Annotated in this window: 24 protein-coding genes; 11 read left to right on the top strand and 13 right to left on the bottom strand. The window is 69.3% G+C overall.

Annotated features, from left to right (window positions below; all coding sequences use genetic code 11):
• Positions 1-13: 13 nt before the first annotated feature.
• From ACZ6JS_RS33490 to ACZ6JS_RS33465, 6 genes are all read left to right on the top strand, one after another.
• Positions 14-958, top strand: coding sequence for a hypothetical protein (locus ACZ6JS_RS33490; RefSeq protein ID WP_469303615.1), 945 nt, complete (start codon positions 14-16; stop codon positions 956-958).
• On the top strand, positions 955-2,118 hold the full coding sequence (locus tag ACZ6JS_RS33485; RefSeq protein ID WP_469303613.1) for a cysteine desulfurase family protein: 1,164 nt from the start codon (positions 955-957) through the stop codon (positions 2,116-2,118). Before ACZ6JS_RS33490 ends, ACZ6JS_RS33485 begins: the two co-directional genes overlap by 4 nt.
• Before the next feature lie 152 nt (positions 2,119-2,270).
• Positions 2,271-2,651, top strand: a complete 381-nt coding sequence (locus ACZ6JS_RS33480) for a hypothetical protein (RefSeq protein ID WP_469303612.1) — start codon at positions 2,271-2,273, stop codon at positions 2,649-2,651.
• A gap of 53 nt (positions 2,652-2,704) precedes the next feature.
• Positions 2,705-3,067: a hypothetical protein gene (locus ACZ6JS_RS33475; RefSeq protein ID WP_469303611.1), complete on the top strand. Its 363-nt coding sequence runs from the start codon at positions 2,705-2,707 to the stop codon at positions 3,065-3,067.
• Between the two features lie 951 nt (positions 3,068-4,018).
• A complete protein-coding gene (locus tag ACZ6JS_RS33470; RefSeq protein WP_469303609.1) occupies positions 4,019-4,315 on the top strand; it encodes a DUF6400 family protein in 297 nt (98 codons plus the stop codon).
• Entirely contained in the window at positions 4,302-4,526 is a 225-nt protein-coding gene (locus ACZ6JS_RS33465) for a hypothetical protein (protein ID WP_469303608.1), read from the top strand. Before ACZ6JS_RS33470 ends, ACZ6JS_RS33465 begins: the two co-directional genes overlap by 14 nt.
• A gap of 89 nt (positions 4,527-4,615) precedes the next feature.
• Here ACZ6JS_RS33465 and ACZ6JS_RS33460 read toward each other — a convergent pair whose 3' ends face one another.
• From ACZ6JS_RS33460 to ACZ6JS_RS33435, 6 genes are all read right to left on the bottom strand, one after another.
• On the bottom strand, positions 4,616-4,924 hold the full coding sequence (locus ACZ6JS_RS33460) for a hypothetical protein (protein WP_469303606.1): 309 nt from the start codon (positions 4,922-4,924) through the stop codon (positions 4,616-4,618).
• A gap of 506 nt (positions 4,925-5,430) precedes the next feature.
• On the bottom strand, positions 5,431-5,820 hold the full coding sequence (locus ACZ6JS_RS33455; RefSeq protein WP_469303604.1) for a hypothetical protein: 390 nt from the start codon (positions 5,818-5,820) through the stop codon (positions 5,431-5,433).
• 344 nt (positions 5,821-6,164) lie between these two features.
• Positions 6,165-7,280 carry a serine hydrolase domain-containing protein gene (locus ACZ6JS_RS33450; RefSeq protein ID WP_469303602.1) on the bottom strand — a complete coding sequence of 372 codons (1,116 nt, stop codon included), beginning with the start codon at positions 7,278-7,280 and terminating at the stop codon, positions 6,165-6,167.
• Positions 7,281-7,514: 234 nt separating this feature from the next.
• Positions 7,515-8,468 carry an endonuclease/exonuclease/phosphatase family protein gene (locus tag ACZ6JS_RS33445; protein ID WP_469303601.1) on the bottom strand — a complete coding sequence of 318 codons (954 nt, stop codon included), beginning with the start codon at positions 8,466-8,468 and terminating at the stop codon, positions 7,515-7,517.
• Between the two features lie 280 nt (positions 8,469-8,748).
• Positions 8,749-9,108, bottom strand: a complete 360-nt coding sequence (locus ACZ6JS_RS33440; protein WP_469303641.1) for a hypothetical protein — start codon at positions 9,106-9,108, stop codon at positions 8,749-8,751.
• Positions 9,109-9,468: 360 nt separating this feature from the next.
• The gene (locus tag ACZ6JS_RS33435; protein WP_469303599.1) at positions 9,469-9,963 is read right to left on the bottom strand and encodes an isochorismatase family protein; all 495 of its coding nucleotides are present in this window, start codon (positions 9,961-9,963) and stop codon (positions 9,469-9,471) included.
• 630 nt (positions 9,964-10,593) lie between these two features.
• Between ACZ6JS_RS33435 and ACZ6JS_RS33430 the strand changes: the two genes are divergently transcribed.
• From ACZ6JS_RS33430 to ACZ6JS_RS33420, 3 genes are all read left to right on the top strand, one after another.
• Entirely contained in the window at positions 10,594-11,430 is an 837-nt protein-coding gene (locus tag ACZ6JS_RS33430; RefSeq protein WP_469303597.1) for a helix-turn-helix domain-containing protein, read from the top strand.
• A gap of 82 nt (positions 11,431-11,512) precedes the next feature.
• On the top strand, positions 11,513-11,983 hold the full coding sequence (locus ACZ6JS_RS33425) for a cupin domain-containing protein (RefSeq protein ID WP_469303596.1): 471 nt from the start codon (positions 11,513-11,515) through the stop codon (positions 11,981-11,983).
• On the top strand, positions 11,980-12,699 hold the full coding sequence (locus tag ACZ6JS_RS33420) for an SGNH/GDSL hydrolase family protein (protein ID WP_469303594.1): 720 nt from the start codon (positions 11,980-11,982) through the stop codon (positions 12,697-12,699). Before ACZ6JS_RS33425 ends, ACZ6JS_RS33420 begins: the two co-directional genes overlap by 4 nt.
• A 949-nt stretch (positions 12,700-13,648) precedes the next feature.
• Here ACZ6JS_RS33420 and ACZ6JS_RS33415 read toward each other — a convergent pair.
• Positions 13,649-13,831: an HNH endonuclease gene (locus ACZ6JS_RS33415; protein WP_469303592.1), complete on the bottom strand. Its 183-nt coding sequence runs from the start codon at positions 13,829-13,831 to the stop codon at positions 13,649-13,651.
• A 123-nt stretch (positions 13,832-13,954) separates the two neighbouring features.
• Positions 13,955-14,542: a hypothetical protein gene (locus ACZ6JS_RS33410; protein ID WP_469303591.1), complete on the bottom strand. Its 588-nt coding sequence runs from the start codon at positions 14,540-14,542 to the stop codon at positions 13,955-13,957.
• A gap of 257 nt (positions 14,543-14,799) precedes the next feature.
• Between ACZ6JS_RS33410 and ACZ6JS_RS33405 the strand changes: the two genes are divergently transcribed.
• Together ACZ6JS_RS33405 and ACZ6JS_RS33400 are read left to right on the top strand one after the other, a co-directional pair.
• Positions 14,800-15,339, top strand: a complete 540-nt coding sequence (locus ACZ6JS_RS33405) for a hypothetical protein (RefSeq protein WP_469303589.1) — start codon at positions 14,800-14,802, stop codon at positions 15,337-15,339.
• A 489-nt stretch (positions 15,340-15,828) separates the two neighbouring features.
• Positions 15,829-16,770, top strand: coding sequence for an RNA-binding protein (locus tag ACZ6JS_RS33400; protein ID WP_469303587.1), 942 nt, complete (start codon positions 15,829-15,831; stop codon positions 16,768-16,770).
• Positions 16,771-16,937: 167 nt separating this feature from the next.
• On the opposite strand, the gene tpg is transcribed toward ACZ6JS_RS33400, so the two are convergent.
• The 5 genes from tpg to ACZ6JS_RS33375 all read right to left on the bottom strand — a co-directional run bounded on the left by tpg (position 16,938) and on the right by ACZ6JS_RS33375 (position 24,083).
• Positions 16,938-17,501, bottom strand: coding sequence for a telomere-protecting terminal protein Tpg (gene tpg, locus ACZ6JS_RS33395; protein WP_469303585.1), 564 nt, complete (start codon positions 17,499-17,501; stop codon positions 16,938-16,940).
• A gap of 234 nt (positions 17,502-17,735) precedes the next feature.
• Positions 17,736-18,164, bottom strand: a complete 429-nt coding sequence (locus ACZ6JS_RS33390) for a hypothetical protein (RefSeq protein ID WP_469303583.1) — start codon at positions 18,162-18,164, stop codon at positions 17,736-17,738.
• Between the two features lie 5 nt (positions 18,165-18,169).
• Positions 18,170-22,894 (bottom strand): putative T7SS-secreted protein, encoded by a 4,725-nt coding sequence (locus ACZ6JS_RS33385; protein ID WP_469303581.1) that lies wholly within the window; start codon positions 22,892-22,894, stop codon positions 18,170-18,172.
• A complete protein-coding gene (locus ACZ6JS_RS33380) occupies positions 22,894-23,538 on the bottom strand; it encodes a hypothetical protein (protein WP_469303579.1) in 645 nt (214 codons plus the stop codon). The genes ACZ6JS_RS33385 and ACZ6JS_RS33380 overlap by 1 nt, the downstream gene beginning before the upstream one ends.
• Complete coding sequence (locus ACZ6JS_RS33375) at positions 23,535-24,083, bottom strand: SseB family protein (protein ID WP_469303578.1); 549 nt, start codon at positions 24,081-24,083, stop codon at positions 23,535-23,537. Before ACZ6JS_RS33375 ends, ACZ6JS_RS33380 begins: the two co-directional genes overlap by 4 nt.
• Positions 24,084-24,149: the final 66 nt, after the last annotated feature.

Below are 24,149 nucleotides of genomic sequence, written 5' to 3'. Positions count from 1 at the left end.
GAGGGGGAACATCATGGCGATTCCCTTGCCCCGCCCGCTGCACAGCCAGAGCGCCGAGGAACTCGCGGCGGCCGCCAGGGACCGGCGCTGGCCGAAGTGGCAGACCATGGCACTGCTCCACTCGCTCGGCCTCCCCACCCTGGACGCGGCCCTGTTACGGCCCGGCCAGAGCCCGGCCGAGATACGCACCGCCGCCCACGCCCTCGCCACCGCGCTCGGCACCGACAGGCTGATGATCCGCTCCGACGGCGGCGTCGAGAAGAAGGCCTACTACCGCGGCGGCAACACCTTCCCCATCGGCGAGATCGCGCACCGCGCGCAGCCACTGCTGGCCGACGGGCGCGCGGTCATCCTGGCCAGCCCCACCAACCGCTTCACCAACAAGCTCACCGTCATGATCCGCATGGACCGCCCGGGCCCCGGCATCCGGGGGACCTACACCCTCGAAGCGCTCGGCCCCGGCTACGACGTCGCCGACCTCACCCGCGGCGAACTCCCGCCCCAGGTCACCGCCCAGCTCCACGACGTCGACTGGGACCGCTACACCGCCCCCCGCTGGAACGAGTGGAAGTTCACCGGCGACCGCTGCCCCGGTGGGGAGGAGGACCGCCGGCGCCGACGCCTGGAGCGCCTCGCCGCCCAGACCCTGGCCGACGGCGGCCAGCTCGCCGGAGACCCCCAACCCGAACACGCTGAGGCCTGGCTGCGCGAACGCGGCTACCTTCAGCTCTTCGGCCCCCAGGACCCGCGCCCGGCCCTGATGCGGCGTGCCTCCAAGCTCTTCGAGGACGCCTTCGTCCTCACCCGGGCCCAGCCGAACCGGAACTGGCGGTGCCTGGCCACCGCCTACTCCGTCTTCGCCGAGCCCCGCACCGTCTACTGGGACCTCGTCGACGGCGAACGCAAGTACGCCGCGGCCGCGCCGGCCGCCGCCCGGGCCAAGAAGGAGGCAGCGTGACCAACCGACCGATCTACCTCGACCACCAGGCCACCACCCCACTCGACCCCCGCGTCCTGGAGGAGATGCTGCCGTACCTCACCACCGAGTACGGCAACCCCAACAGCGCCCACGCCTACGGTCGGGCAGCGGCCAAGGCCGTCGCCACCGCCCGCCGGCAGGTCGCCGACCTCATCGGCGCGAAGAACCCCCTCGAAGTCGTGTTCACCTCCGGCGCCACCGAGGCCAACCACCTCGCCATCGTCGGCGGCGCCCTCGCCAAGCGCCCGCACGGCGGCCACATCGTCACCACCGCGATCGAGCACAAGGCCGTCCTCGCCGCCGTCCAACGCCTCGTCGACCACCACGGTTACACCGCCACCCGCGTCGCCGTCGACGAGCACGGACGCGTGCACCCCGGCGACATCGCCGCCGCCCTCACCCCGCACACCGTCCTCGTCTCCGTCATGCACGCCAACAACGAGATCGGCACCCTCCAGCGAATCGCCGTCATCTCCCAGCTCACCGCCCACCGAGGGATCCTCCTGCATACCGACGCCGCCCAGAGCGCCGGATACGGCCTCTTCGACGCCGCCGAACTCGGCGTCGATCTCGCCTCCCTTTCCGCCCACAAGCTCTACGGCCCCAAGGGCATCGGCGCCCTCTACCTCCGCGGCGGAACCGTCCTCGCTGCCCAGCAGACCGGAGGCGGCCAGGAACGCGGCCTGCGGGCCGGCACCCTCAACGTCCCCTCCATCGTCGGCCTCGGCGCTGCCGCCCATCTGATCACCAGCGATACGGCTCCCGCCCTCACGCAGATCCGCGCCCTGCGCGATCGCCTTCAGGACAGGCTCCTCGAAGCGATCCCCGGCGCCACCGTCAACGGGCACCCCACCCGCCGACTCCCCAGCTCCCTCAGCCTCACCCTCCCGGACGCGGAAGCCGCAGATGTTCTCGACCACCTCCCGGAGATCGCAGCCGCCACCGGATCCGCCTGCAACACCGGAACCGGTGAGCCCTCCCACGTCCTCACTGCCATCGGCCTTACCCGCGCCCAGGCCCGCAGCACCCTGCGTCTCGGAATCGGCCGCACCACCACGGCCGCCGAGGTTGATCGCGCCGTGGCGTTGATCGCGCAGGCAGCGGCCAGGCAGCGGCCACCTCGTTCCAGCGCGGCCTGAGGAGGTGCCGCTCGTGCGTCGGCGGGAGCGCTGACCAAATGGAAGCCTCCCGCCGGCCCGACTGACTTGACGTAACGAAGCGATGTGCTGCCGCGTCTTCTACAGCAGGAAGGCCTTGGAGCGGGCCATGGGTTCTGCAGGGAGATCATCACGTGACCGGAGAATCGACGTCCCGTTCCATCAGCACGCCTAAGCACCCGCACACGTGGGTCGTCGCCGCCGAAATCGTGGTTGACGACTCCGTGGCGCGCGTGGCGGACTTCCGCGGCTCATTCCGTACGAAGAAAGAACAGCGAATCGATGCGCTGGACACCTACTGCAAGGCCTGCCGTCGGGCGTACGCGGACGTGGCCAAGAGCGACTGCGCTGCGGCCATCGACAACAGACACCTGATTGGTGGGGACCAGAGCGTCCGCGCCAAGCGGAAGATGCCCACTCCCCCGCCGGCCGGGGCGAAACTTGTGTCGGGTGGGAAGTTCACGCGGTACGGCCTGAAGGCGTACGTCTCGGGGGTCTCTCGTCCGCCGGTATAGGACCCGACCGGACGGCGCGACGCTAAGCCCAGCCCCTCCCTAGCTTCCGCCGGGTGAACTCGACACCCAAGGACAGCAAGTACCGCCACGTCCAGACCCGACTCGTCCGCGAACTTGCCGGTCTGCTGATGGTGGCCGCCGGATCGCTGGGGCTGGTCCACGTCGCGTATGGCATTCATCCGCCCGTCGGCATTGCCTTCGTGGCTTCGGTGCTCCTGGGCTTCGGTTCGTGGACGCTGTTTCAACGACCCCGCCGCGGAGTGGTGGCGCTCGCGATCGGCACCTTTGCGGTCCTGCTCAGTCTGCTGCTCCTCGTCAGCGTCGGTTGGGCCATCTCCCCGCTCTGCGGACTCGCCATCGCTTCGGCGGCCACCGCCAGCTTCGGCCTCTGGCTGACCTCCAGTGAGGTCCACTGATGGCCAGCCGTCGCTTCCTCCCTAACCTGCGCTCCCTCTTCTCCGGGGGAACCCCGGCGACCGTCGAGACCAAGACGATCTCGTGGTCCGGGGGCGCCTATTCCTCCACCTCGTACGCCGGCACCGGCAACATGTGGGGGATCGAGGGCCGCGCGGATGGCTGGGATATGGCCCGTGTCGTCACGGAAGGCTATGAGCGCGTCGTCTGGGTCTTCAAGGCCATCGACACCATCGGCAAGCACGCAGCTCGGCTCCCGCTGGAGCTCGGCACCGGTCTCACCGGGGAGGGCGGGTTCGAGGAGACCTTCCCAGACCACCCCCTCCTTCGGGTTCCCAACGGGCAGGCCAACCCGTTGGAGACCGGCGCCATGTTCCGCAAGCGCCTCTCAGCGCAGATCCTGCTGAGCAAGCGGGGGGCTTCGTCGAGAAGACAAGGAGCAGGGCCGGAACGCTCACCCGGATCGACCTTCTACCTCCCGATCGAGTTCTGCCAATCCCCGACCCCAACAATAATCACCCGCCGCCAGATAGCGAAACGAATGCGCGCCCTCACTGGGCAGACTCAGCGTCACCGCCCGCTTGCCATCCGTACACGGCTCCAAAGCATGAACACCCGGCAGCCAACCATTGAAATCCCCCACGACACTCACCGCCCCCGACGCGAGTCCACAGGCAACACAAACGAGACCTCCGTACAGCCCCTCCACAAAACACGCCCCAACACGCCACCACTCCTCACAGACACCACAAAGACGACCTACCGGCCCATCCTCAACGCCCCACCCCCACCCCGCACCCCCAAACACCACAACCCCCACCACACCGACCACAACCCCCACACCACAACCCACACCCCCCCCCACCACAGCCCCCACCCCCCAACCCCCACCACCTGTGACTCCCCCCACCCCCCCTTGACCAGCCAAACAAGGCCTACCTAACTTCAAGGGCATGGCCCCCCGCACACCCTCCGCCCCCTCCCCCGACGACAACACCAGCACCGGTGCCGGCACGCCTGGCGGGCCGACCCACTTCACCCTCGACCTCACCTCGCAAGAGATACTCCGGCGCGCCCACGTCATGGATGCTCTCGGCCCCCACTGGGACCCGATCAAGGTCCTACACGATGAAGAGGCCGCCCACGACCTGCTCTACTCCGCACTCGACACCGATCAGCAACGCCTCTACGACGACCTCGTCACCGCCGGTGTGCTGCCCCGCCGAGGAGACAGCCGTGCTGCCCCTTGACCCACAGGCCGACTCCGGCCGCCGCGCCTGGCTACCCTGCCCTCGCTGCCACGACACACACCACTGCCCGCCCTGCCAGCAACACCGCACCTGCCCCACCCACTGGCGCTACCTCCTCACCAACACTGGCAGCCTCCTCCACCTCCAATGCCCCCAGTGCCACCACGTCTGGACACACGAAACCGGATTCGGCGCCACCCGCCACCTCTAGAACCCCGCCACCGAAACAACCACCCGGCACAGCGAGGCCCAGCCGCCACCACCCCGGCGCACATCCAGCCGGCGCAAACCAAAGACGTCTCAGGCCTCGCCGTCGATGCCCGTGACCGCGCACGGCCCCAAAAGTACGTCCTTCTCCGGGAAACCCAACTCCTCAAGGGCAGCCGTCAGCAAACGCACCGCGCCCTCCTCGGCGGCCGCCCGGTCCGCGGCGTCGACTTCGAGCCGGACGGAGAAAGCACCGCCCTCGTAGACCGTGAGTAGTTCCACATCTTCCGTCTCACTCACGCCCGTGTGATGCGAGGCCAACCGCACCCCCAGCTCTGAACACGTCTCTTCGTCGATGCCCCTCAGAAACGTACCCGGCACGGTGATGACATACGTGGTCACTACTGCCTCCAGTCGGTCGGCTCGGCCAAAACGTACAGATGCCCCGAAACCAGATTCCGAATCCCCGCACCCGCCGAAACAGTCGCAGTCGCTCAGCTCAGCACGACCAGCCTGAGCAGCACCGTGGCGCCGTGGGCATGTTTCAAGGCGTGCTGCACAGTGCGTGCTCGATGAGATCGCGCAGGACGTCTTCCTGACGGGCTGCGATCTGCGGGTCCGCGCAACGGCGCGCACGGAGACGGGGATCGTCTGTCGAACGTCCACAGTTGTCGCTGTCCCGAGCTCGTAGGGAAGCCGATTCCTCCTTGCCAGAGGTAGTCACCCCCGCGGGACAAGGGCGTGAAGCCCGGGCCCCAGCCGGCCCGCGGGCCTTCCGGGTGACCACTCCTGTGGGACCGGCACAGTGCTCCGCATCACGGTGAGAAACTCCGCACCGACCCCGCCCTCGCCACCCAGCTCCTGCGCGCCCCGCTTGTTCTGACCAACCTCGAAGTCAACCGCTGAGGTCAGTAGGCGTTCATGTACCAGAACGCGCCACCGAGGAAAATCGGCAGCGTGAAAGCTATCTGGAGCGCCCAGGGAACACCTGGTCCCTCGTCGTCAGGCTTGCCGGGGTTCTCCGCTCGCCACGCCATGAAGGCACGCATTGCCTTCCCATGGCCAACAACACCCAGGGCGATGCCCAGCATCCCCCCGCAGTAGACAGGCAGCAGCTCGTTCAGAGACCAGTCGTAGTTGGAGCTGAAAGCCATGATCGCCAGGAACGATGCCATCGGACCGCACGACACCCAGACCATCTGCCGGCGGTTGACCATCCCGGGGAACATCACGGCGAGATACAGAGCCACACTGATCGCGGCGAACAGCCACCACAGCGCAGAAGACTTCTCCGGCACCGGAAACCCTTTCATCTGCCTTCGCGATCGTGTCCCGAAGGTCCCCCCGCCCCGCCCGCAACGGCTCACTGTCCCGCCGTTCGCGCAGCTCAAGGCCTATAGGACAACCCTAATAGCTCACAGATGACGAAAATCAGGGGCGGACGATCCACTTCGCAGACACTGGACCCATAACCGGCGTGAGTATCCCGAGGGCCAGCCACACCAGCCCTTTGACCTGCGTATTCAGGTTGGCGGAGGCTCACGGCCCGCACCCCCGCCACCCGGCTGCCCCCACCTCACACCCCGCCACCGCAACCGGCAACCGGCAACCGGCAACCGGGGCAGACTCCGCGGTCCGGCCGTTACGGCAAACCGCTGTATGCGGCCATGACGAGCTCCATGCCGCGGTTGTCCTCCTGCCGGTCCCGGTCGATCATCTGGTTCATCACGTAGGCCACCGTCATCCGTGCGCCGGGGTCGCTCACCACCAGCGAGCCGCCCCACCCGCCCCACCCGAAGGTGCCGCCGAATCCGCCGAAACCCACTGTCCACGACACAGGCGTCCGCAACACACGGTCATCGCCCCGGAACGCCTCCTGCCAGGCGGGCTCACAGCCCCGGGACGACAGCAGCCGCACGCCCAAAGCGGACCCGTGGTTCGCCAGAACCGACTGGACGAGAGCTACCGACCGGGCATTGCCGAATCCGTTCACCGCCGGAATCTGCGCACGTCGCCAGGCCAGGGAGTTGACGTCCCTCACCCGGACCGCAGCACCCGTGTACTCCCGGCGCACGCCATCCGCCCCCAGCGGCGCGCCGGCAGCGAACTCGTCGGTCAGCGACGCCGGCGCAATGAGCGGCGCGACCCGGCAATCGTGCTCGGCAGACAGCCCGAAGTGGAAGTCGGCCCCCAACGGCCCGGCCACCTCCTGCGCGAAGTACTCCCCCAGGCTGCGGCCGGTGACACGACGTACGATCTCACCGACCAGGAACCCGAACGTGAGTGCGTGATAGCCGGCGGCTGTCCCGGGCTCCCACTCCGGGGGCTGCGCGGCCAGCCCCGCTGCCATCCTGTCCCAGTCGTACAGCTCCTCGACCGCGGCAAGCCCCGAGAGCCCCGGCAATCCCGCAGTGTGCGACAGCACATGGCGCACCAGCACGTTCTCCTTGCCGGCCGCCGCGAACTCGGGCCAGTACACGGCGACCGGCGCGGACAGATCAAGCTCGCCCCGGTCGGCCAGGAGCAGCGCGCACAGGGCGGTCATGTTCTTGCTCGTCGAGTTCACAGCGGTCAGGGTGTCGCGGCCCCACCCGGCCGAACGCTCCACATCGGCGTACCCGCCCCAAAGGTCGACCACTGGCTCGCCGTCCAGGAAAACGGCCGCCGAGGCACCCACGTCACATGTGCCCAGCAAACCGGCAAGCACCTCACGGACCGCGGCGAACCGCGGTTCGCACCATCCCTCGATATCAGTCATGGGCACAACCTCGCGCAGCGCCACAGGCCCGCGCCCGACCTTTCCCTCACGCCATTTGTCGGGCCGGGCACCCTGACAGCGGGCCAGCGAACGCGCCGCCCGGTACGACACTCATGCTCTCGCCCTCGCAGCGCCATCAGCATGCGGCGAAGGACGACCACGTCGATCCGCACCATGTCGACCGGGCACAGCCCGGCCCGACATAGGGCCCCCGACATAGGGGCCCTAAGACGATCACGCATCAGGCGCCGCGGCAGGCCCGCCTTCGGGCGGTCGGCGCCTCGCCGCGGTCACGACCTGGCCCCGCCGCAGGTCGGTGTACAGCACGTGGTGGTCCGAGTGCGGGCTGGGGCGGACGTGGTGCGTCCCCGAGGTGATGCCGCGCAGGAACACGTAGTCGAACTTGCTGTCCCAGTCGGTGGTCGCCCTGCAGGCGCCCGCGCCCGTGTCGGCTTCGGTGCTCGAGGGGTGGCAGCCGGATTCCGTATCTGAGGCCAGGGCCCACATGGGGGTGAGTTCGGGCGCGTGCGGCACGGCGTTGAAGTCGCCGAGGACGATCGCACGGTCGTGGCGGCGGACTTCAGCGGCGAGCGCCTTGATCTGCCCCGCCCGCACCGCGCCCTGCCGGCGCTCGGCGAGGTGGGTGTTGAAGACGCGGGCGGGCCGGCCGCCAACCGACGTGGTGACGGCCAGGTAACCGCGGTCCTCGGAGCCGCCGTTGGGGTACTCGACGCTCACCCGGTCCGTCATCGGCGCCGCGGAGAGGATCGCCTGGCCGTAGCCGCCCGGACGCCACGGCAGCCCCCCGCAGCGGTTCCAGTTCCGCAGGACCGTCCCGTACTCGACCCGGTAGACCAGCCCGTATACCTCCTCCAGGTCCCTGCGGATCTGCTCGACGTCGCGTACACACGCCTCCTGCAGGCCGATGACCTGCGGCGCGTACGTGGCGATCTCCGTCGCCCGGCCGAAGTTGTGCTTGCTCCCGCATGGATTGCAGATGTTCCACGTGCCGACCCGGTCCGGTACGACCTCCTCGGCGGCACCGGACGGCAGTGGCCTGGTCCAGGGGAAGCTGCCGCTCGGTGCGCCGGCGCCCGGGAGCAGCGCGATGCAGACCGCGGTCATCGCGCACGCGGCCCACCGCACGCCCTTGCCCAGCACGATCGCCTCCCCTGAGTGGACGCACATCATCACACGGTGCCGTAGCGCCGAATCGAGGTGCTTGCGCGTAAACGGGGGCACCAAGGTCGCCTACGGCATAACCGGCACCGGCCCTTCGAGGTGGCCCACGCCGTCGGCGGCCCCCTCAAAATCCCCGCACCGCATTGCACCCCTCCCTCCACCGGGCAGAGCCGGGCACTGACGCGCTGGTCCGGGTGCGGGCCCACCGGGACAGAATGATCTCGGCCGTAGTACCAGGCCTGCAGCAAGCGGGTCCTTGGAAAGCTTCGGTGCTCCTTCTTGCGGGCTACGGCCCCGGCGCGTCGCCAAGGTCAGGGCCAGGGTTGGGGAGGCCGGCCCCCGGTACGTTCACGCGCGGCCACCCGACGTCCCTCAGCGTCTCGACCGGTACCGGCGGCGCACCATCGAGCGTCACAAGCCTGCGAGGGCGAGCAGCTGGTACAGATCTGCGGTTGGCAGGTTGGGGTTTGCGGCTGCGGTGGCCCGCGACAGATTCCGACGGATCAGCCAGCAGCCGCGTCAAGTCCCCAGCCGGAAGCCGGGGATGGGTCGCGATGGTGCGGCGCACCGTGTGGTCGGGGGCAGCTGCCAGGCGGTGCGCGAGTTCTGCGGGCAAGTCGGGGTCGCGCGGAGCCGCCTGCCTCATTCTGGGGTCGGGGTCCGTGGCCGGGCGGCGAAGTACATCCGCCGGAAGGGGGAAGTCGTCGGCCGGACGCCACCGGACCTTCCTGTCCGGGCAGTACGTTCGCTCGATGCGCTCGGCAGTGTCGGTATCGATGCGGTCTCGGGCGTGTAGAGCCATCGTGGTGCGGACGCTGCTCTCCTCGTCGTCAAGCAGTTGGGCGACACACGGGGCTCGTCACGGCGATCTCGACGATCACCACATGGGAAACTTCTGCAGCCCGGGGATACGCGACCCGGAGGTGAGGTACGCGTACTCGGCGGCACCCGGGGCAGGCGGTCACACCTGGAACTTGGCCCTCGGCTGCCGCCGGGCCCGCAGCCCTCAGGTCGCGGTGTAGTCGGCGGTGCGGCGGACCGCACCGAACCGGGGGAAGATACGCTCCACAGCGAACTCGTGCTCCTGCTGGTCGAACCCGGACATGGCGTCGGCGACGAACTCCACCTCGTAGCCGTGGTCACTGGCGGCCCGCGCGGTCGACTCCACGCCCATGGTCGTGACCAGCCCGGCGTGCACCAGCGTGTCCACGCCGAGGCCGCGCAACCGCTCGTCCAGGTCCGTGCCGTGGAACGCCCCGACGGTGCGCTTGACGACGAGCACGTCGCCGGGACGCACCAGGTCTTCGGCGAAGCCGCTGCCCGGAGGCTGCTCCGCCACCCCGGGCCGCTCCACCCGCACCAACACCACCGGACGGCCCTCGGCCCGGAACGCCTCGGCCAGCCTGCGGCAGCGCGCCAGCACCTCCTCCCCGGAATACGGTGCGACGGGCAGGGCGATGATGCGCGGCATCAGGTCGACGAGGATCAGCGCGGAGGTCATGCCGGGGATCGTACCCAGCGGCGGGCACGGCCGGGACTGCCGGTCAGGAGCGACTGGAGCGTACTCGCCCGTGACGTACACGTTTTCACCGGGCTGGGCTCCGTTCACTACGGGCGGCACCCCGGCAGTCCGGAGGTGCTTGGTCGCCGTCCCCTCGCCGCCGTACCGGCACGGAGCGTCCCTCGCCGGCGGCAGCCACTCCGCCGGGTCCTGGCCCGCCTTGCTCCCGTCCGAGCGGGCCCGGCACCACGACCAGCGAGGCCGGCTGGCCCTGGTCGTTCGCCCACGCCTCAGGACGCGGCGCCGTCCACGCCGACGCCCCAGCCGGCGGGGAGCGTGATGGGAACCGTGCGCTATTGCACGGCCCTCGACCGCTCAGAAGTCCCAGCGCGGCGCTCGGGTTGACGGTGGAGCAGGTGCCGCATGTCCAGGACGGACACTGGCAGGTGTGGCAGGCGTCGTTGGGGCCCTGTTCTCGTACAGCTACGGCCAACGGACCTGTACCGCTGCGTGACGGGGTCCCGGTACGAACCGCGTCACCAGCCCCAAAACGGTGGCGATCAGTCCTGGGACTCTGACCTTCCTGGGACTGTGATCTTCCTGGGCTGGGCGGCTCGTACACTGACGAAAATGGAGGACCACGCGACCACCGGGATCGGGGCACGTCCGGCGCCCGCCTTGCGGGAGTACGTCGACGCGTACGTCGGCTTCGACCTCCGCGGGCTCCCGGCGGGGGTGCACTGCGGCCCGCCGAGCCGCGCACTCACTGCAGTGATCAGCCTGTCAGAGCCTTTGGAGGTGGCGGCCGGCGTTGACGACGGGTCACCCGTCGCCCGATTCGGCAGCGTGGCCGGCGGTCTGATGTGCCGGTCCGTCGCGATTCACCACGACGGACGCCAGCAGGGTATTCAGGTATCGCTGACACCGCTCGGGGCCCGGGCCATCTACGGCATGCCCGCCGCCGAGCTCGCCCACCGACTCGTGCCACTTGACGAGCTCCTCGGAGCGCTTGCTGTCGAGCTGGTCGACCGGCTCCGATCGGCGGCGACATGGGCGGCGCGGTTCGCCACGCTGGACGAATTACTCCTCCGAGCTGTCGGTCGTGGCGCCAGCTGCGACCATGTGCGCCGCGTGCGCCCCGAGGTGGCCGAGGCATGGCGCAGCCTCGTCACCGCGCGCGGTTGCGTCCAGGTCGGTGCGGTCGCCGCGGAACTCGGCTGGAGCCGTCGGTACCTCACCGAGCGGTTTCGCGGTGAGGTGGGCCTGTCGCCGAAGACCTTCGCCCGAGTCTTGCGCTTCGAGCACGCGCACGCCCTGGCGGCGGTGCAGGACCCGCTCCCGTGGGGTGATGTGGCAGCCGTCTCCGGCTACGCCGACCAGGCCCATCTCGTGCGGGACTGGCGCGAGTTCACGGGCCGTTCGCCGACGGCCTGGCGTCGCGGCGAAGTCCTCCTCGGAGCCGGGTAGCCGCCGACCGTCCGCTCTTCGCGTCGGTTTCTCTTCCCTTTTCTTCAAGACCGCCCGATCCCTGCCGTGGACGATCGTCGGCATGAGACTCGTCAAGCACGAACGCAATGCCATGGACCTGCGGACCACCCCCGTGCACCTCGGACTGGGATCGACGGCGAAATCCGTCGAGGGCTTCACCTGGGACCCGGAGGTGCTCCAGGCATACAGCACCGCAGTCGCGGCAGACGGCGCCGAGGGCCGAATGGTGATGATCTTCGACGGCGACGGGCCCGGCGACCACTGGGAGAGCCACCCCGCAGGCGACGAACTGGTCGTTTGCCTCAGCGGGTCCGTGACGGTCACCCGCGACGTGGACGGGCTGCCCGAGCGCGTCCGTCTCGGACCGGGCGAGGCCACCATCAACCCGGCCGGGGTATGGCACGCGGTCGACATGGAGGGGCCGACGTCCATCCTGGCCATCACCGCGCCCCTCGGCACCGACCACCGTCCTCGGACCGACACCCGCCCGGCCGGACGCGTCCGCACTCCCAGCCCGGAGGAAGCGCCGTGACGACACGCATCGCGTGCCTCGGCGACAGCCTCACCCGCGCGCAGTTCAGCTTCGACTACCTGGATCTTCTCGGACGACGTCACCCTCCCGGTGACATGCAGCTCGCCCGGTTCGGGGCCAACGGCGACTTCGCCCACAATCTCCTGCAGCGCCTCGATGCCGTCGTCACGGATCCACCCGATGTGATCACCGTGTTGATCGGGACCAACGACGCCCGGGCGAGCCTTGCCGGCTACCCCGTGGAGCAGGCAATGAAGCGCAAAAAGCTCCCCGTTCGACCGTCGGCCGACTGGTTCCAACATTGTCTGGGAGCCGTCGTCGCACGGCTGCGAGCGGAGACCGACGCGACGATCGGTCTGATGTCGCTACCGGTACTCGGCCAACAACTCGACGGAGCAGCGGCACAGGCATCGCAGGCGTACAGCCGGATGATCGCCGAAGTCGCCGCCACCAATGAGGTGGCCTACCTGCCACTCCACGAACGCCAGATCGAGGAACTGCGCCGAACGGACCCCCCGCCGATTCCGTACCGGGAGGCGACGCCCGCAGCGACCATCGGCGTCCTCGCCCAGCACGCACTGCTGCGCCGCAGCCTCGACACGATCTCGCGGCGGCGGGGTCTCCTGCTCACGACCGACCACATCCACCAGAACAGCCGCGGCGCCACCCTCATCGCTGAGGTCATCGACGCGGGTCTGCTGACGCGGAGCGCGTAGCCTGTCCGGCGCCCGGCCGGTCGAATGCCATCCAGCGCGGGGGTGGCACGGCTTCGGGCAGCGGCTCGGTGCCAGAGGGAAGACACCGTGTGCTGCTCGTCCGAGGCCGGCCGCCTCAGCGCTCACCCAGCGCCGTGGCCCGCGACCACATCGCCGACGGGGCACGGATCCACGCGGCCGACCCGAGCGCCTCGGAGCGGGGATGTCGCTGCCGCCCGGCGAGACAGAGGCCGAGCGGGAGATCCTTGCGGGGTACGAGACGCCGGAGGTACCGGTGCCGCCGTCGAGCAGGTCCGCCGCGGAACGGGCAAGGGACCGTTTCTGTTCGGAGGCAGCCCAGCTTTCGGCGGACTGGGTCGTGTAGGTACCGGCGCCGCGTCCGTCGGCGGAGACGGTCTCCGCAGCGCCGCACGCTGTCCGGCATTCGGGGCGTCAGATGACCGGGGGGGCGGCCGAGCCTGGTTCCCTCGTTGAGGGGCAGCCATCCAGGAGCGATGGCGTCGTCTACAGGCCACCCGTGTTCAGCAGCAGGTTGGGAGTGTTGGCCGTGACGCTCGTCAGGACGTCCTTCGTCGCCTCGGTCTCCAGGAAGTCAACCCCACCGGCCGGCGTGGCGGTGGGTTGGTCAGCAGGTAGAGGGCGGCGGCGCCGGCGGTGTAGGCGGCTACCAGGCCGGTGCCGGTGCGGTTCACGTTGCCGCCGCCCACCCTGGTGCTGACGTTGTAGCCCGGGGCAACCAGCGACACCGAGGGGAAAGGTGAGCCCTGGTCGCCGACCGCCAAGACCAGAGCATACGTTCAGTGACGGAATGCCAGTTGCGGCATCTGGCGAAATGGAGCAATTCTGAGTGAGTTCGATATCTGGGACTACGGGCCGGACATCGGGTACCAGCACGGCGCCGACATCGTCGGCTACAAAGTCGAGGCCAAAGACGGGGCCATCGGCAAGATCAGCAAGCACTTGCAGGGCTCGCAGCTCGTGACGAGTTGCCGGGGGTGTCCGTACCACCGAGGGCAACGGGCGTGACGTGGTCGATGCGCAGCGGGACAGCAGGCGCACTGGCACCGCAGTAGCGGCAGGTGTGATTGTCCCGGCGGAAGACTTCGTAGCGGAGGCGCTTGGAGACGGCCATAGAGCATTCTCTCTGGCAGTGCAGGGTGGTCTAGGCCGTTTCCTTCAGATCACGAAGCGCGGAATCGGGATCCCCACCAGCGTGCACCGCCACGCTGACGCCACGCCCGGAACGAGCCTTGCACTACGCGGGGTGGCGGTAACCGTTCACGTACCGGCGGGCGGCGGCCTCGCTCGTGCCGAGCGCGGTCGCGACCGTCTCCATCGGGATCCGGCCGACCTGCACCGCCAACGCCGCGTCCGCACCCACCCCGGCCATGATGTACCTGAGGTCCGCGAGAGCCTTCAGCGCTACGAGCGGGTCCTTCACCGCAGCGGTCTCCAGGTTCTCCAGCAGGGCGTTCAGCAACGTGGTCAGGGGCTCGGGCAGGGTGACGGCGGCGTCGCGGACCACGGTGAGGTGGGCCTGGTAGTCCGCGATCGGCCCGGTCAGATCGACGTCCGCCTCGTACAGGGGCCGCTGGTCGTCGAGCACGGTCCAGTCGAGCGGGTACTCGGCCGCGCCTCGCCATCCGCACGCGCAGGCACCGCGCAGGAGTGCGGCCTTCGGGCGGCCGAACCGGCCGTCGTACGCGTGCCACTCCGTCGACGACGGCACGTACGATCCGCTGCCGACGTCGAAGTACGCCGGCCCCGGCTCGCTGCCGTCCTCCAGCAACACTCCCACCGAGCCGGCGTGCGCCGCACCCAGGTCCCTCAGCGTCTGATGCACCGTGCCCCGCCCCTTCCCCACGCCACGACGGCCTGTGCCCGCCGGATCGGTGTCGGCGCCTGGCCGGTTCCAGCGTGCCGCACCCACCCGGCCGCGCGCCCCGTATCCGCTAAAGCGCCACCCCAAGGGGCTGTGTGGCGCGGGCTGACCGGGCTCTCCTGCGTGGCAGCCGCCAGAGCGGGGACTCCGGGCAAGGGTGAACAGCTGTGGTCGATGCCGGTGCGCGGCCTGGGTCAACGGGCGTAGCGTGGTGGGGTATGAGCGAGGTTGTGGAAGCCAGGGGTCCGAAGGTTCCGCCGGGTTTTCCTCCGAAGTCTCCGCCGCCGCAGAAGAAGCCGGTGGAGGCGCCGCGGCCGCAGCCTGCGACGAAGCCGAAGTCCCTCACGGGGGTCCCTCCCCGGCTGGTCGTCACCAGTCGGCGGGCGCGGGTGCTGGCGTTCCGCGCGGACCGGTGGGCGGCGAAGAAGGCCGCCGCACAGGCGGCGCTGGCCGTCGCCGAGTGGGACTACCCGCTCCTGGACGAGCACGACTTCCTCAAGACCGTCCACGGCCTCGTGGACGCGGCCGTGACGGCCGGTGGGAAACGCGTCAGCATCCACCTCGCCGACCAGGACGACAAGATCCTCGTCATGGCCCTCAACCACCAAACCGGTGAGCAGGACGCGGCGGGAGCCGTACCGGCGGAGGTGGCGGTACTGCGGACCGTCGAGGCGTGCGGCGCCCACACCGACCACGACGGGGTCGCCTGGTGGGCGCTCCTCGACGGCCGGCCCCGGCCGAAGAAGCGTCTGGCGTAGCAAGGGAAGCAGAACCACACCCGGGGCTGTGAATGCGGTCGTTGGCCGGGGCCGGGCTGGGGTGATGCTGTCGACCGGGGCGGTGAGCGGCGGCGTGTGACGGCGGCCGGGGTCCTGCCCGCGGTCGACAGCGCCACGGGGCCGGGAGCGGCCCGTCCGAGGACGGCTCCCAGCAGTGGCCATTGCACCCCTCTCCGGGTCAGGCCCGGCGTTGACGCGCGGATGTGGGCGTGAGCCGCACCCGGACAGGCGCTCGTGTCCGGGTGCGGCTGAGCCGAAGCTCAGGAGTTGTCACCAGCGGGACCGGCTGAGCTGGTGAATGGGAACAACCGAGGCAGCCTGGTGGTCACACGCGAGCCATCCGACCTGTCACAGGCGCTCATTCGGCAGTCTTTCTGTCACCAGAAGGACCTGTCGGGCTGTGCTCGGAACCGCGAGTTCGGCTCGGGACCTACGCTGGCGCTACCTTCCACCCCGTCTAGGAGTAGCGTGCCGCCTACCTTCGTCCACCGGATCACGAAGTACGACCCCGCCGATCGTGACGAGCGCGGTACCTACCAGGGTGCGGAGGAGGCGGTCAGTGACCACGGGCCGGTCGAGGCCGCGTACCTGGAGGCGATCTCGGCGTTCGCGGAAGCTGCGGACATCGACCGGCTGGAGATCCGTGAGCCCTCCGTCACCGGGCTCGTCCACTTCGGTGCCGAGCCAGCGGTCGAGGGACACGGTCTTAGCGGTCTCTTCCCGGCTGACCTCACCGGTTACCACGACGGGGCCGAGGTCTCCTTGGCGGTGGCCCTGGAGCTGATCCGCGTCATGCTCCGTGAGCAGGGCGCCTGGTGTCGGCTGGAGGCGGGAGACGTTTTTACCGTGCACGTCGGATGGGACCAGTACGTGTACGTGGGCAGCGACCGGCCCTGCACGGACGCCGTGGCCCGTACGCGGGAACTCGGCCTCTTCGCGGAACCGCTAGTGGCTTCCCCCTACGCCGCGGAACCAGAGGTGACAGAAGCCGCCGACGAAGACTTCTGGACCTCGGTACGCACCGAGCTGGCGACGCGACAGGGCCTGCTCCTGGAGGAAACCCACATTGTCAACGCCACCCGCTGGCACCGTCTCACCACGGGAAACCTGGACACGGTGCGGGCCGGTCTCGGCCCGCGGGCCCTGCTGACCATCTGTCCCGACCTGCAACCCGACGTCGGCGCGGTCCTGACCGCACTGCCGACCGAATGGCACATCGAGTTCGTCTGGGAGACGAAGGACGGAACGATCAGAGACGTGACCGTCGAGGAAACCCAGTACCAGGAACTCGCTGCCCTAGTAGCCGACGCGCGAGCGGCCTGCGCCTTGTCCCTCTACACCGACGAACGCACCCCCCTGCTCCAAGCCGCTCTACCCGACAGCGACGGTGTGCTGCGCGCACGATGGTGACCCGCTCACGAACGCCAGCCCTACGCAACCCAACGTCACCAGGCCGGCCACCCACTCGACAGCTGCAGCGCATGGTCACACTGGATCGTCGGTGACAACAAGCCTGCCGATGTGACAGCTATCGTGCTTCGGCTCAAGGTGCCGCCGCCGGGCACCGGCGGCGGGGTTCAGAAGGAGACGTCGAAGTAGTCGATGTCGGTGAACTCGACGCGGAGCTGGTCGGCTCGGGTGCCGCCGTCCTTGAAGTAGATCTCCTGCAGTCCTTCGGCGACGATCGCGCGCAGTTCGCGGTCGTCGGCGCCTCGGGCGCGGGCGTCGAAGAGGCGCTGGGCGTAGGCGGCGGGGAGGTGGACGGTGAGGCGGCGCATGCGGCCGTCGTCGGTGGTGCCGACGGGCGCGGTGTAGCCGAACCGGGCACGGGTCTCGACGGTGATGCCTGTGGTGGCGGCTGCCTGCTCGCGTCGGCGGCCGCGGACCACAGGCTGCCAGCGGGCGCGTACGGCCGCCTCGATGCGGGTGGCGACCGGCTTGGGCGGGGTTTTGCGGTCGCCCTTGCGGTAGCGCTCGACCGAGCGCTGGCTGACGCCGAGTTCGGCGGCAACCGCGCGGGTGGACTTGAGCTGCTTGAGCAGGAAGTTGATCCGGCCTTTCAGCGTCTTGGGCGGGTCCTTGGTGAAGGCCTCCTGGTCGGCGCGGCCGATGGCGTCCTCGATCGACGCCTCGGTACACACCAGAGACCAGCAGACACTCCACATGACCGACAGCCCCGTGGCGGAATTCAGTGACCGAGGCCGCCTGATCCCCGGCGGCCCGCCCGCGGCGATCCCCGGGTGACGGAAGCGGCAGGCCCGACGTCGTGGTCGCCCGGACCCGGGGCGACACCGTGTTCGGTGGGGTTGCGGCAGGGACTGCGCCGGCGGTCCCCTCCACCCCCCGCCCCGTCGCCCCGCGTCCTTATAACGGGTTCAGAGGCGCGGGCTCCTCAGCGGTGGCTCCGCCCCGCCCCAGGAGAAGGCGTAGGGGTCCGCGCCACCCGTGTACGAGCAGGTGATGCCGATATCGGGCAGGTCGAACTCCTCGCGCAGCCACCCGTCCACGGCGAGGGCGGCGACCTCCGGCCGGTAGTCGGCCAACGGGAAGTCGAGGGAGACGATCTGCAGGTGGACACCGTCCGGATGCCGGGTGCGCAGCTCGTCGGCGCGGAGCGCGACGACGAAGGAGAGCCACGCCAGGTCCTCCCAGTAGATGCCCGACGCCGGCAACAGGAGCCGCACTCCTCGGTGGATCCCCACGGAGGGAGCCGCCGTCTCACCGGGTGACACGGCCTCGGCCGAAAGATCCGCCGCCAGTCCGCCGATCGGACTCCTGAGCCGGTACTTGAATCCTCGAATCATTTCACTCAATCCACGAACTTGAGAAGGTGGAAAACGCCTCGGCTGAAGTAGTTCTCGACTCCCATGCCGGTGGGTCCGCGAACGTAGTCGAAATTGTGCGGCTGCGCTCCCGCCTCACTGTACAGGCGGCTGTGTTTCTCGAAGAATTCGTCCATCTTGTCAGGCGTCATCTTCGTGATGTCCACCTTGTTCATCATGTTGAAGTCGTCCGCGGACACCTTGAATGTGAGGATCTCCACCTCGATGTCCCGTCCGCGGAGGCGTTCCGCGTATCGGACCGCTTCGTCCAGCGTGCCCCAGGAGTAGACTCCCTCGCCCCACTGGCCTCGTGTGTCCGCCTCCGGCCAGGGGTTTCCGTCACCTCTCAGCCGGGTGGCGTTCGCGGGGTCCTGCACCGTGTGGAACTCGTGATAGTCAGGTGCGAGTCCCAGGTGGTCGGTGGCCTGGAGAGGATTGGGCACGTATGCCGAGGGATTCGGAGACGGCGCGAGGCCGAGGGGGTCGGCGCTGAGGTACCGGCCGACTTCGGGATCGTAATAGCGCTGACAGTTGTAATGGATTCCGGATTCCGGGTCGAAGTACTGACCGGCGAACCGCAGGGGCGTGTAGGCCGACGCATCCCTGTTCCACGCCGTGGCCCCCCACAGCGTGGCCTGCGTCCGCCAGCAGATCCGGTCCTCTTCGTCGATCAGCTCCGTAGGAGTGCCGACGAGGTCGCTGACGATGGCGAAGAACCGTTCGTCGATCACCTCCTGGGATGTTCCGTCGCGTATGACACGTTCCGTCTGGGCGAGCGGGCGCAGGGCCTCGTGATCCCAGGTCAGGACGACGGTCGGAGCCGCGGCGTCGGCCGCTGTCGTCGTCTGCTCGCACAGGAGCATGCCGTCCCATGTGAAGGAGACCTGCTCCACCGCTTCGTCGCTGTCGGGCGCCAGGCGCTGCTTGCCGACGCGGCGGCCGAGCGGGTCGTAGGAGTACCGCCACACCGTGCCGTCGGGCGTGGTCACCCGTGTCAGCCGGTCCTCGGGATCCCACTCGTAGTGCCAGGTGTCCGGTTTCGCGGAAAGCCGGGCCTTCTGGCGCAGGACGACCCGGCCCAGTTCGTCGTGCTCGTACCGGACCCTGCCCGCCCGGGTGAGGGTCGTGCCGGCGTACTGCCGTTGCCCGGTCGCCTCCCGGCCCGGATGGGTGGCCGGCCAGGAGGCTTCGGTCTGGTTGCCGCTCGCGTCGTAGACGTAGCGCTCGGTCCACGCCTCGGCGGTCACACCGGTCACGCGGCCCACGGCATCCAGCTCGAAGCGGCGGCTACCGGAGAGCTGGTCGTCCATCGCGACGAGCATGCCGTCGTCACGATAGGCGTAGGACCGGTGCTGGAGGCTCCGCTGCGCGCTCGAAACGAGGTGGTCCGTAAGGCGGCCGTGTGCGTCGTAGGTGGAGGCGAAGGTCAGTCCGTCCCCGATGCGGCGGACGGTCTCGCGCCCGGCGGCGTCCCTCTCGAAGGTCAGCGTCCTGCCCGCGGTCGTGAGCTCCTTCCGTCGGCCCATCACGTCGTACGACCAGGAGCTCACGGCCCCGGAAGGGGTCGTGCGGGAGACACGGCGGCCGAGTTCGTCGTGGGTGTAGGCAATGGTGCGGCCGTTCACGGTCTCGGCCTGGAGGCGTCCGTGGCGGTCACGGAGGTGGGTGACCGTGGCGTCCGGGCCGACGGCTTCGGCGAGCTGCCCCGAGAGGTAGTAGGTGAAGGTGGTGACCGTTCCCTGTACGTCCTTGGCGATGACGCGGCCCAACTCGTCGCGTTCGAAGCGGATCGTCCGGCCTGAGGCGTCGGTGCGGCTGGAGAGCCCGCCCGTCGCGTCGTGGGTGTAGGTCAGCGCGCGATCGTCGAAGTCCGTCTCGGATATGAGGCGTCCCGCGGGGTCGTACCGGTAGTCCCAGCTCTGGCCGGCGGGGTTGACGACCCGCGTCAGGCGCAGCTCGGTGTCGTGGTGGAACTCGTAGCGTGCTCCGTCGGGTCCGGTTCGGGCCGCCAGGAGGTCGAAGTGGGTGTAGGCGAATCGGGTCACTCCGCCGACGGCGTCGGTGTGGGTGAGGCAGTTGCCTTCACCGTCGTACGTCCATGACTCTTCGCTGCCGTCGGGGCCCGTTCGGCGGCTCAGTTTGCCCTCGGGCGTCCACTGGAACCTGGTGGTGGCCCCGAGCGGGTCGACCAGAGCGACCGGTCGGCCGAACGCGTCACGCTTCACGAGCGTGGTCGCGCCCGTCGGATCGGTGACCTCCACGGTCAGCCCGGCAGCGTCGGTGCGGATCCGGGTCGTATGCCCCAAGGCATCCGTCACACCCGTGCTGTGGCCCTTCTCGTCGTACGTGTAGCGCGTGGTGACACCCGCAGGATCGGTGACCGCCGTCCGGTTGCCGCGCTCGTCGTGCTCCTGCACCGTCGTCGTGAGGTCGGGGTGGACGACCTTGACCGGCAGCCCGCGATCGTCGTACTGGACGGTGGTCTCCTGCCCGTCCGGCCGGACGGCGGATGTCAGCTGGCCTTTCTCGTCATAGGTGAAGCGGCTGGTGCGCCCGAGGGGGTTCGTGCGGGAGAGGAGTCTGTTGTAACGGTCGCGCTCGAAGGTGGTGACCGCGCCCAGCGGATCGATCTCGGCCACCACGTGGTGGGCGGCGTTGATCAGATACCGGTAGACGGCGCCGTTCGCAAGGGTGGTCGTGGTGGCCCGCAGTCCGGTCGCCGGGTCGGGCGCGGCGTAGTCGATGCGCAGTGCGACGTGTCCCTCCGCGCCGCCTTCGGCCACGCAGCGGTCCTGGTCGTCGTACTCGTAGTCGTAGCGGCTGCCGTTGGTGTCGGTCCACGAGGTGACCCGGGCCCGGTCGTCGTAGGTGAAGGCGAGCGGCTTGCCGGAGGAGTTGAAGACCTCGGTCAGATTTCCGCTGTCGTAGCCGTAGCGGCGTATCTCCTGGTCGCTGCCGTCCGGTGCGGCGCCTGCCAGGTGCAGGGCGGTGATACGGCCTGCGGCCGTCGTCAGCACGAGGCGGTACCCGGCACTGTGGACGATGTTTGTGGGGCTGCCGTCGGCGGCGTACTCGAAGGCGATCCAGTTCCCGTGCTGGTCGTCGATCTGGGTCAGCGGCGCCAGGCCCGTACTGCTGAGGGTGAAGTGCCATACCCGGCCGGTGTCGGGGTCGCTGATGCGGTAGTCGTCCCCGGCGCGGTCCAGAGGCCTGCGCGGGCCGTGGCTGGGCAGGACGGGTACACCCGGTGCGGGGTGCGGGTAGGCGAGAAGGAGGCCGTCGTCGCCCACGAAGACGACTCCTTCGGAGTCGATCTCCAACCGCTGATCGGCGGTGGACGACCAGGACGGGCCGAACCAGCGGCCCGCCCGGTAGTCGGATGCCACCCGGCGGCGGAAGACCAGCGGCAGGACGCCGGGAAGCACGACGTCCCGCTGGGGCAGGTACATCACGCCGGTCGCGAGGTCGATGGGGTCCGTCGGACCGTTCTCCACCGCGTCCTCCGTACGCGAGGCCTGGGTCGGTCCGTCCGTGCCTTGGCGGGCGGCACTTCGGGCGGCGTCGTCCGCACCATGTTTGACGCTGTTCTTCACCCCAGCGCTGATGAAGGACTTGACGCCGCCGGCGCCCTTGGTACCGAGGAGTTCGGGGACGAGGCGTCCGAGGAATTCGGAGGGGTCGCCCTTGGCTGCCTCCCAGGCGTTCTTCAGGGCCCGGTCGGGGTTGGCAGCGGTGGAGACCAGCCCGGCGAGGGTCAGGTTCACGTTCTTGTAGTACTCGGCCGGGTGGGTGAGGTTGTACGGGTCGAGCGCGTTCACCGACCGTACGAAGTTGACCAGCCCGGCGGCGCCCTTGACGATGCCGCCACCGAAGTGCATCATCTCCACGCCCTGCCCGAAGGCGTAGTCGGCGAGTTCGAGCTTGGCCTTCTCGCGACCGGTGGGCTCCTTCGGGGCGTGCGCCATTGCTGCGGTGACGGCCGCCTTGGCCGTGTCGGCGGCCTCCGTGCGGGCGCTGCGGGCGGCCTTGAGGATCTCCTGGGCCCGCTGGCGCTTGTCCTTGGTCGGGTCGGTGAAGTCGGCCGGGCGGGGAAGCGGGTTGTCGCTGTTGCGGGCGTCGTTGTAGGCGTCGACCTTCTTGTTGTGGGCGTCGGCGGCGGTCTTGTAGTCCGCTTGCGCCTCCTTGTAGAGGTCGATCGCCTCGCGCGCCTTGCCCTGGGCGGTGGTGACAGCGGTCGAGTACGTTTCCAGGGCCTTGGCGGCGTTCTCAAAGGCGTCGGCGGCGTGCAGCCAGTCGGTGGGCAGGGTCTGGAAGTTCTCCCGAAAGCTGTCGGCCGCCTCGCCCTTCCAGTGCGCGGAGTCGAGTTTCTTCATCCCGGCGCCGACCAGGTCGAACGCCTTCTGGAAGTCGCGAAGGTTCTTCACCGATTCGGCGATCTTCGACGGGTTGCCGTGGACCAGCTCGTTGGGCTCCTCGGTCTGGCCGAGTTGCTGCTCGCCGACCTCCGCGCCGAGGGAGGAGGCGGTCTCGTCGCCCCAGTCCTCTACCGAGTCGGCCCAGTCCTCGGCTCCGACCTTCTCCAGGCCCCACCCGACCGCGTCGGTGGTTTTGTCTATGCCCTCGCCGACGAGTTCCTTGCCCTTGTCGATGCCCTTGTCGACGAGGTCGATGCCCTTGTCGAGGCCCTTGCCGAGGTCCTCCCAGCTGACCATCAGTTCTCACCCCACCGCGGCTGCTCCGCCTGCTCGACGGCGCCCTGGGAGGGGTCGAACGTATCGCGCATCTCCTGGTCCATCCTGCCGCGCAGCGAAGGATCGAGCAGGCCGGTGCGCTGCACCGAGTCCAGCTGCGCGTCCATGACGTCGTAGCCGGTGTCCTTCCAGGTCTGCTTGACCTCCTGATGGGCCTGGCTGAACGATTCGGCGCTGTAGTCCGGGTTGTCGATCATCGTCTGGGTGCTGATCTTTTCCCAGCTCATCTTCTTGACCTCGTCCTCGGTCAAGTGCGGGTTCCCGTTGACCGAGTTCACGGCGATCTTGAACGAGTCCTTGACGTACTGTTCCTGCTCCGCGTACGCGCCCGCCGACAGTCCCACCCCCTTCGCGAAGCCGTTCCCGCGGATGGTCAGCGCCCGCACGCCCCACTCCCAGCGGTCGCAGAACGTCTTGAACTCTGCCGTCAGCCCCGCGTCACCCAACTCCAGCCCGGACAGCGCCAGGTCGGAGAAGCCCCGGCCGGTCGTCGCCTGCCCGATCATTCCGAGGTCCTTCAACTCGGCGTGCGCCAGGTCGATCCCCGCCGCGATCTCCGCCAGCGCCTGCGCCGGCGCCTCCAGCCCCGCCTGTCCGCCGCTCACTGCCCAGCCCCCTCGAGATCGACCGCCACCGCATCGGGCACCACACCGGAGACCGGCGGGAACAACATCCCGCCCTCACTGCCCGCGTCCAGCGCCACCCCGCCCGGGCCCGGCAGCATCGGAACCATCACGTCCAACAACCGCGCACCGAGCACCGTCCGGTACGTCCACTCCCGTGCGGCGTCCCCGCGTGCCCGCGCGAACGCGGCCAGGGCCTCCTCGTCCGAGAACGCGCAGATCCACCGCACGCCGTTCAGGTCTGCGGTCCACATGCTGTCGTGTTCGTCGAACGGCACCAGGACGGACGTCCGCCGGAACTCCCCGAGCACTACGGCGAACTCCCGCCGCATGGCGGACACCGCGGCGTCATCCGATTGCCGTGGCAGACGGTCGCGCGCCGACGCGGGCACCGCTGTGCTCGGCGGCGCTTCCGGCTCGGCGGGCGGCTCGTGCGCCGCAGGATCACGCGGATCGTCACTCGCTGCCAGATCAGCCAGCCTCAGACGCCCGCTTGGTGAAGGTATGTGCTCCCCGTTATCACTCACCGTTCGGATTCTGCCACGTTGATCTTCCATTCTGCGAAGAGGTTCCGCGGGCGGACGATTCCCGGG

The sequence above is a fragment of the Streptomyces sp. NPDC046349 genome, assembly GCF_055587885.1.
Note: the sequence above shows the minus strand (reverse complement) of the source record. Positions and strands in the feature narration are given on the sequence as shown.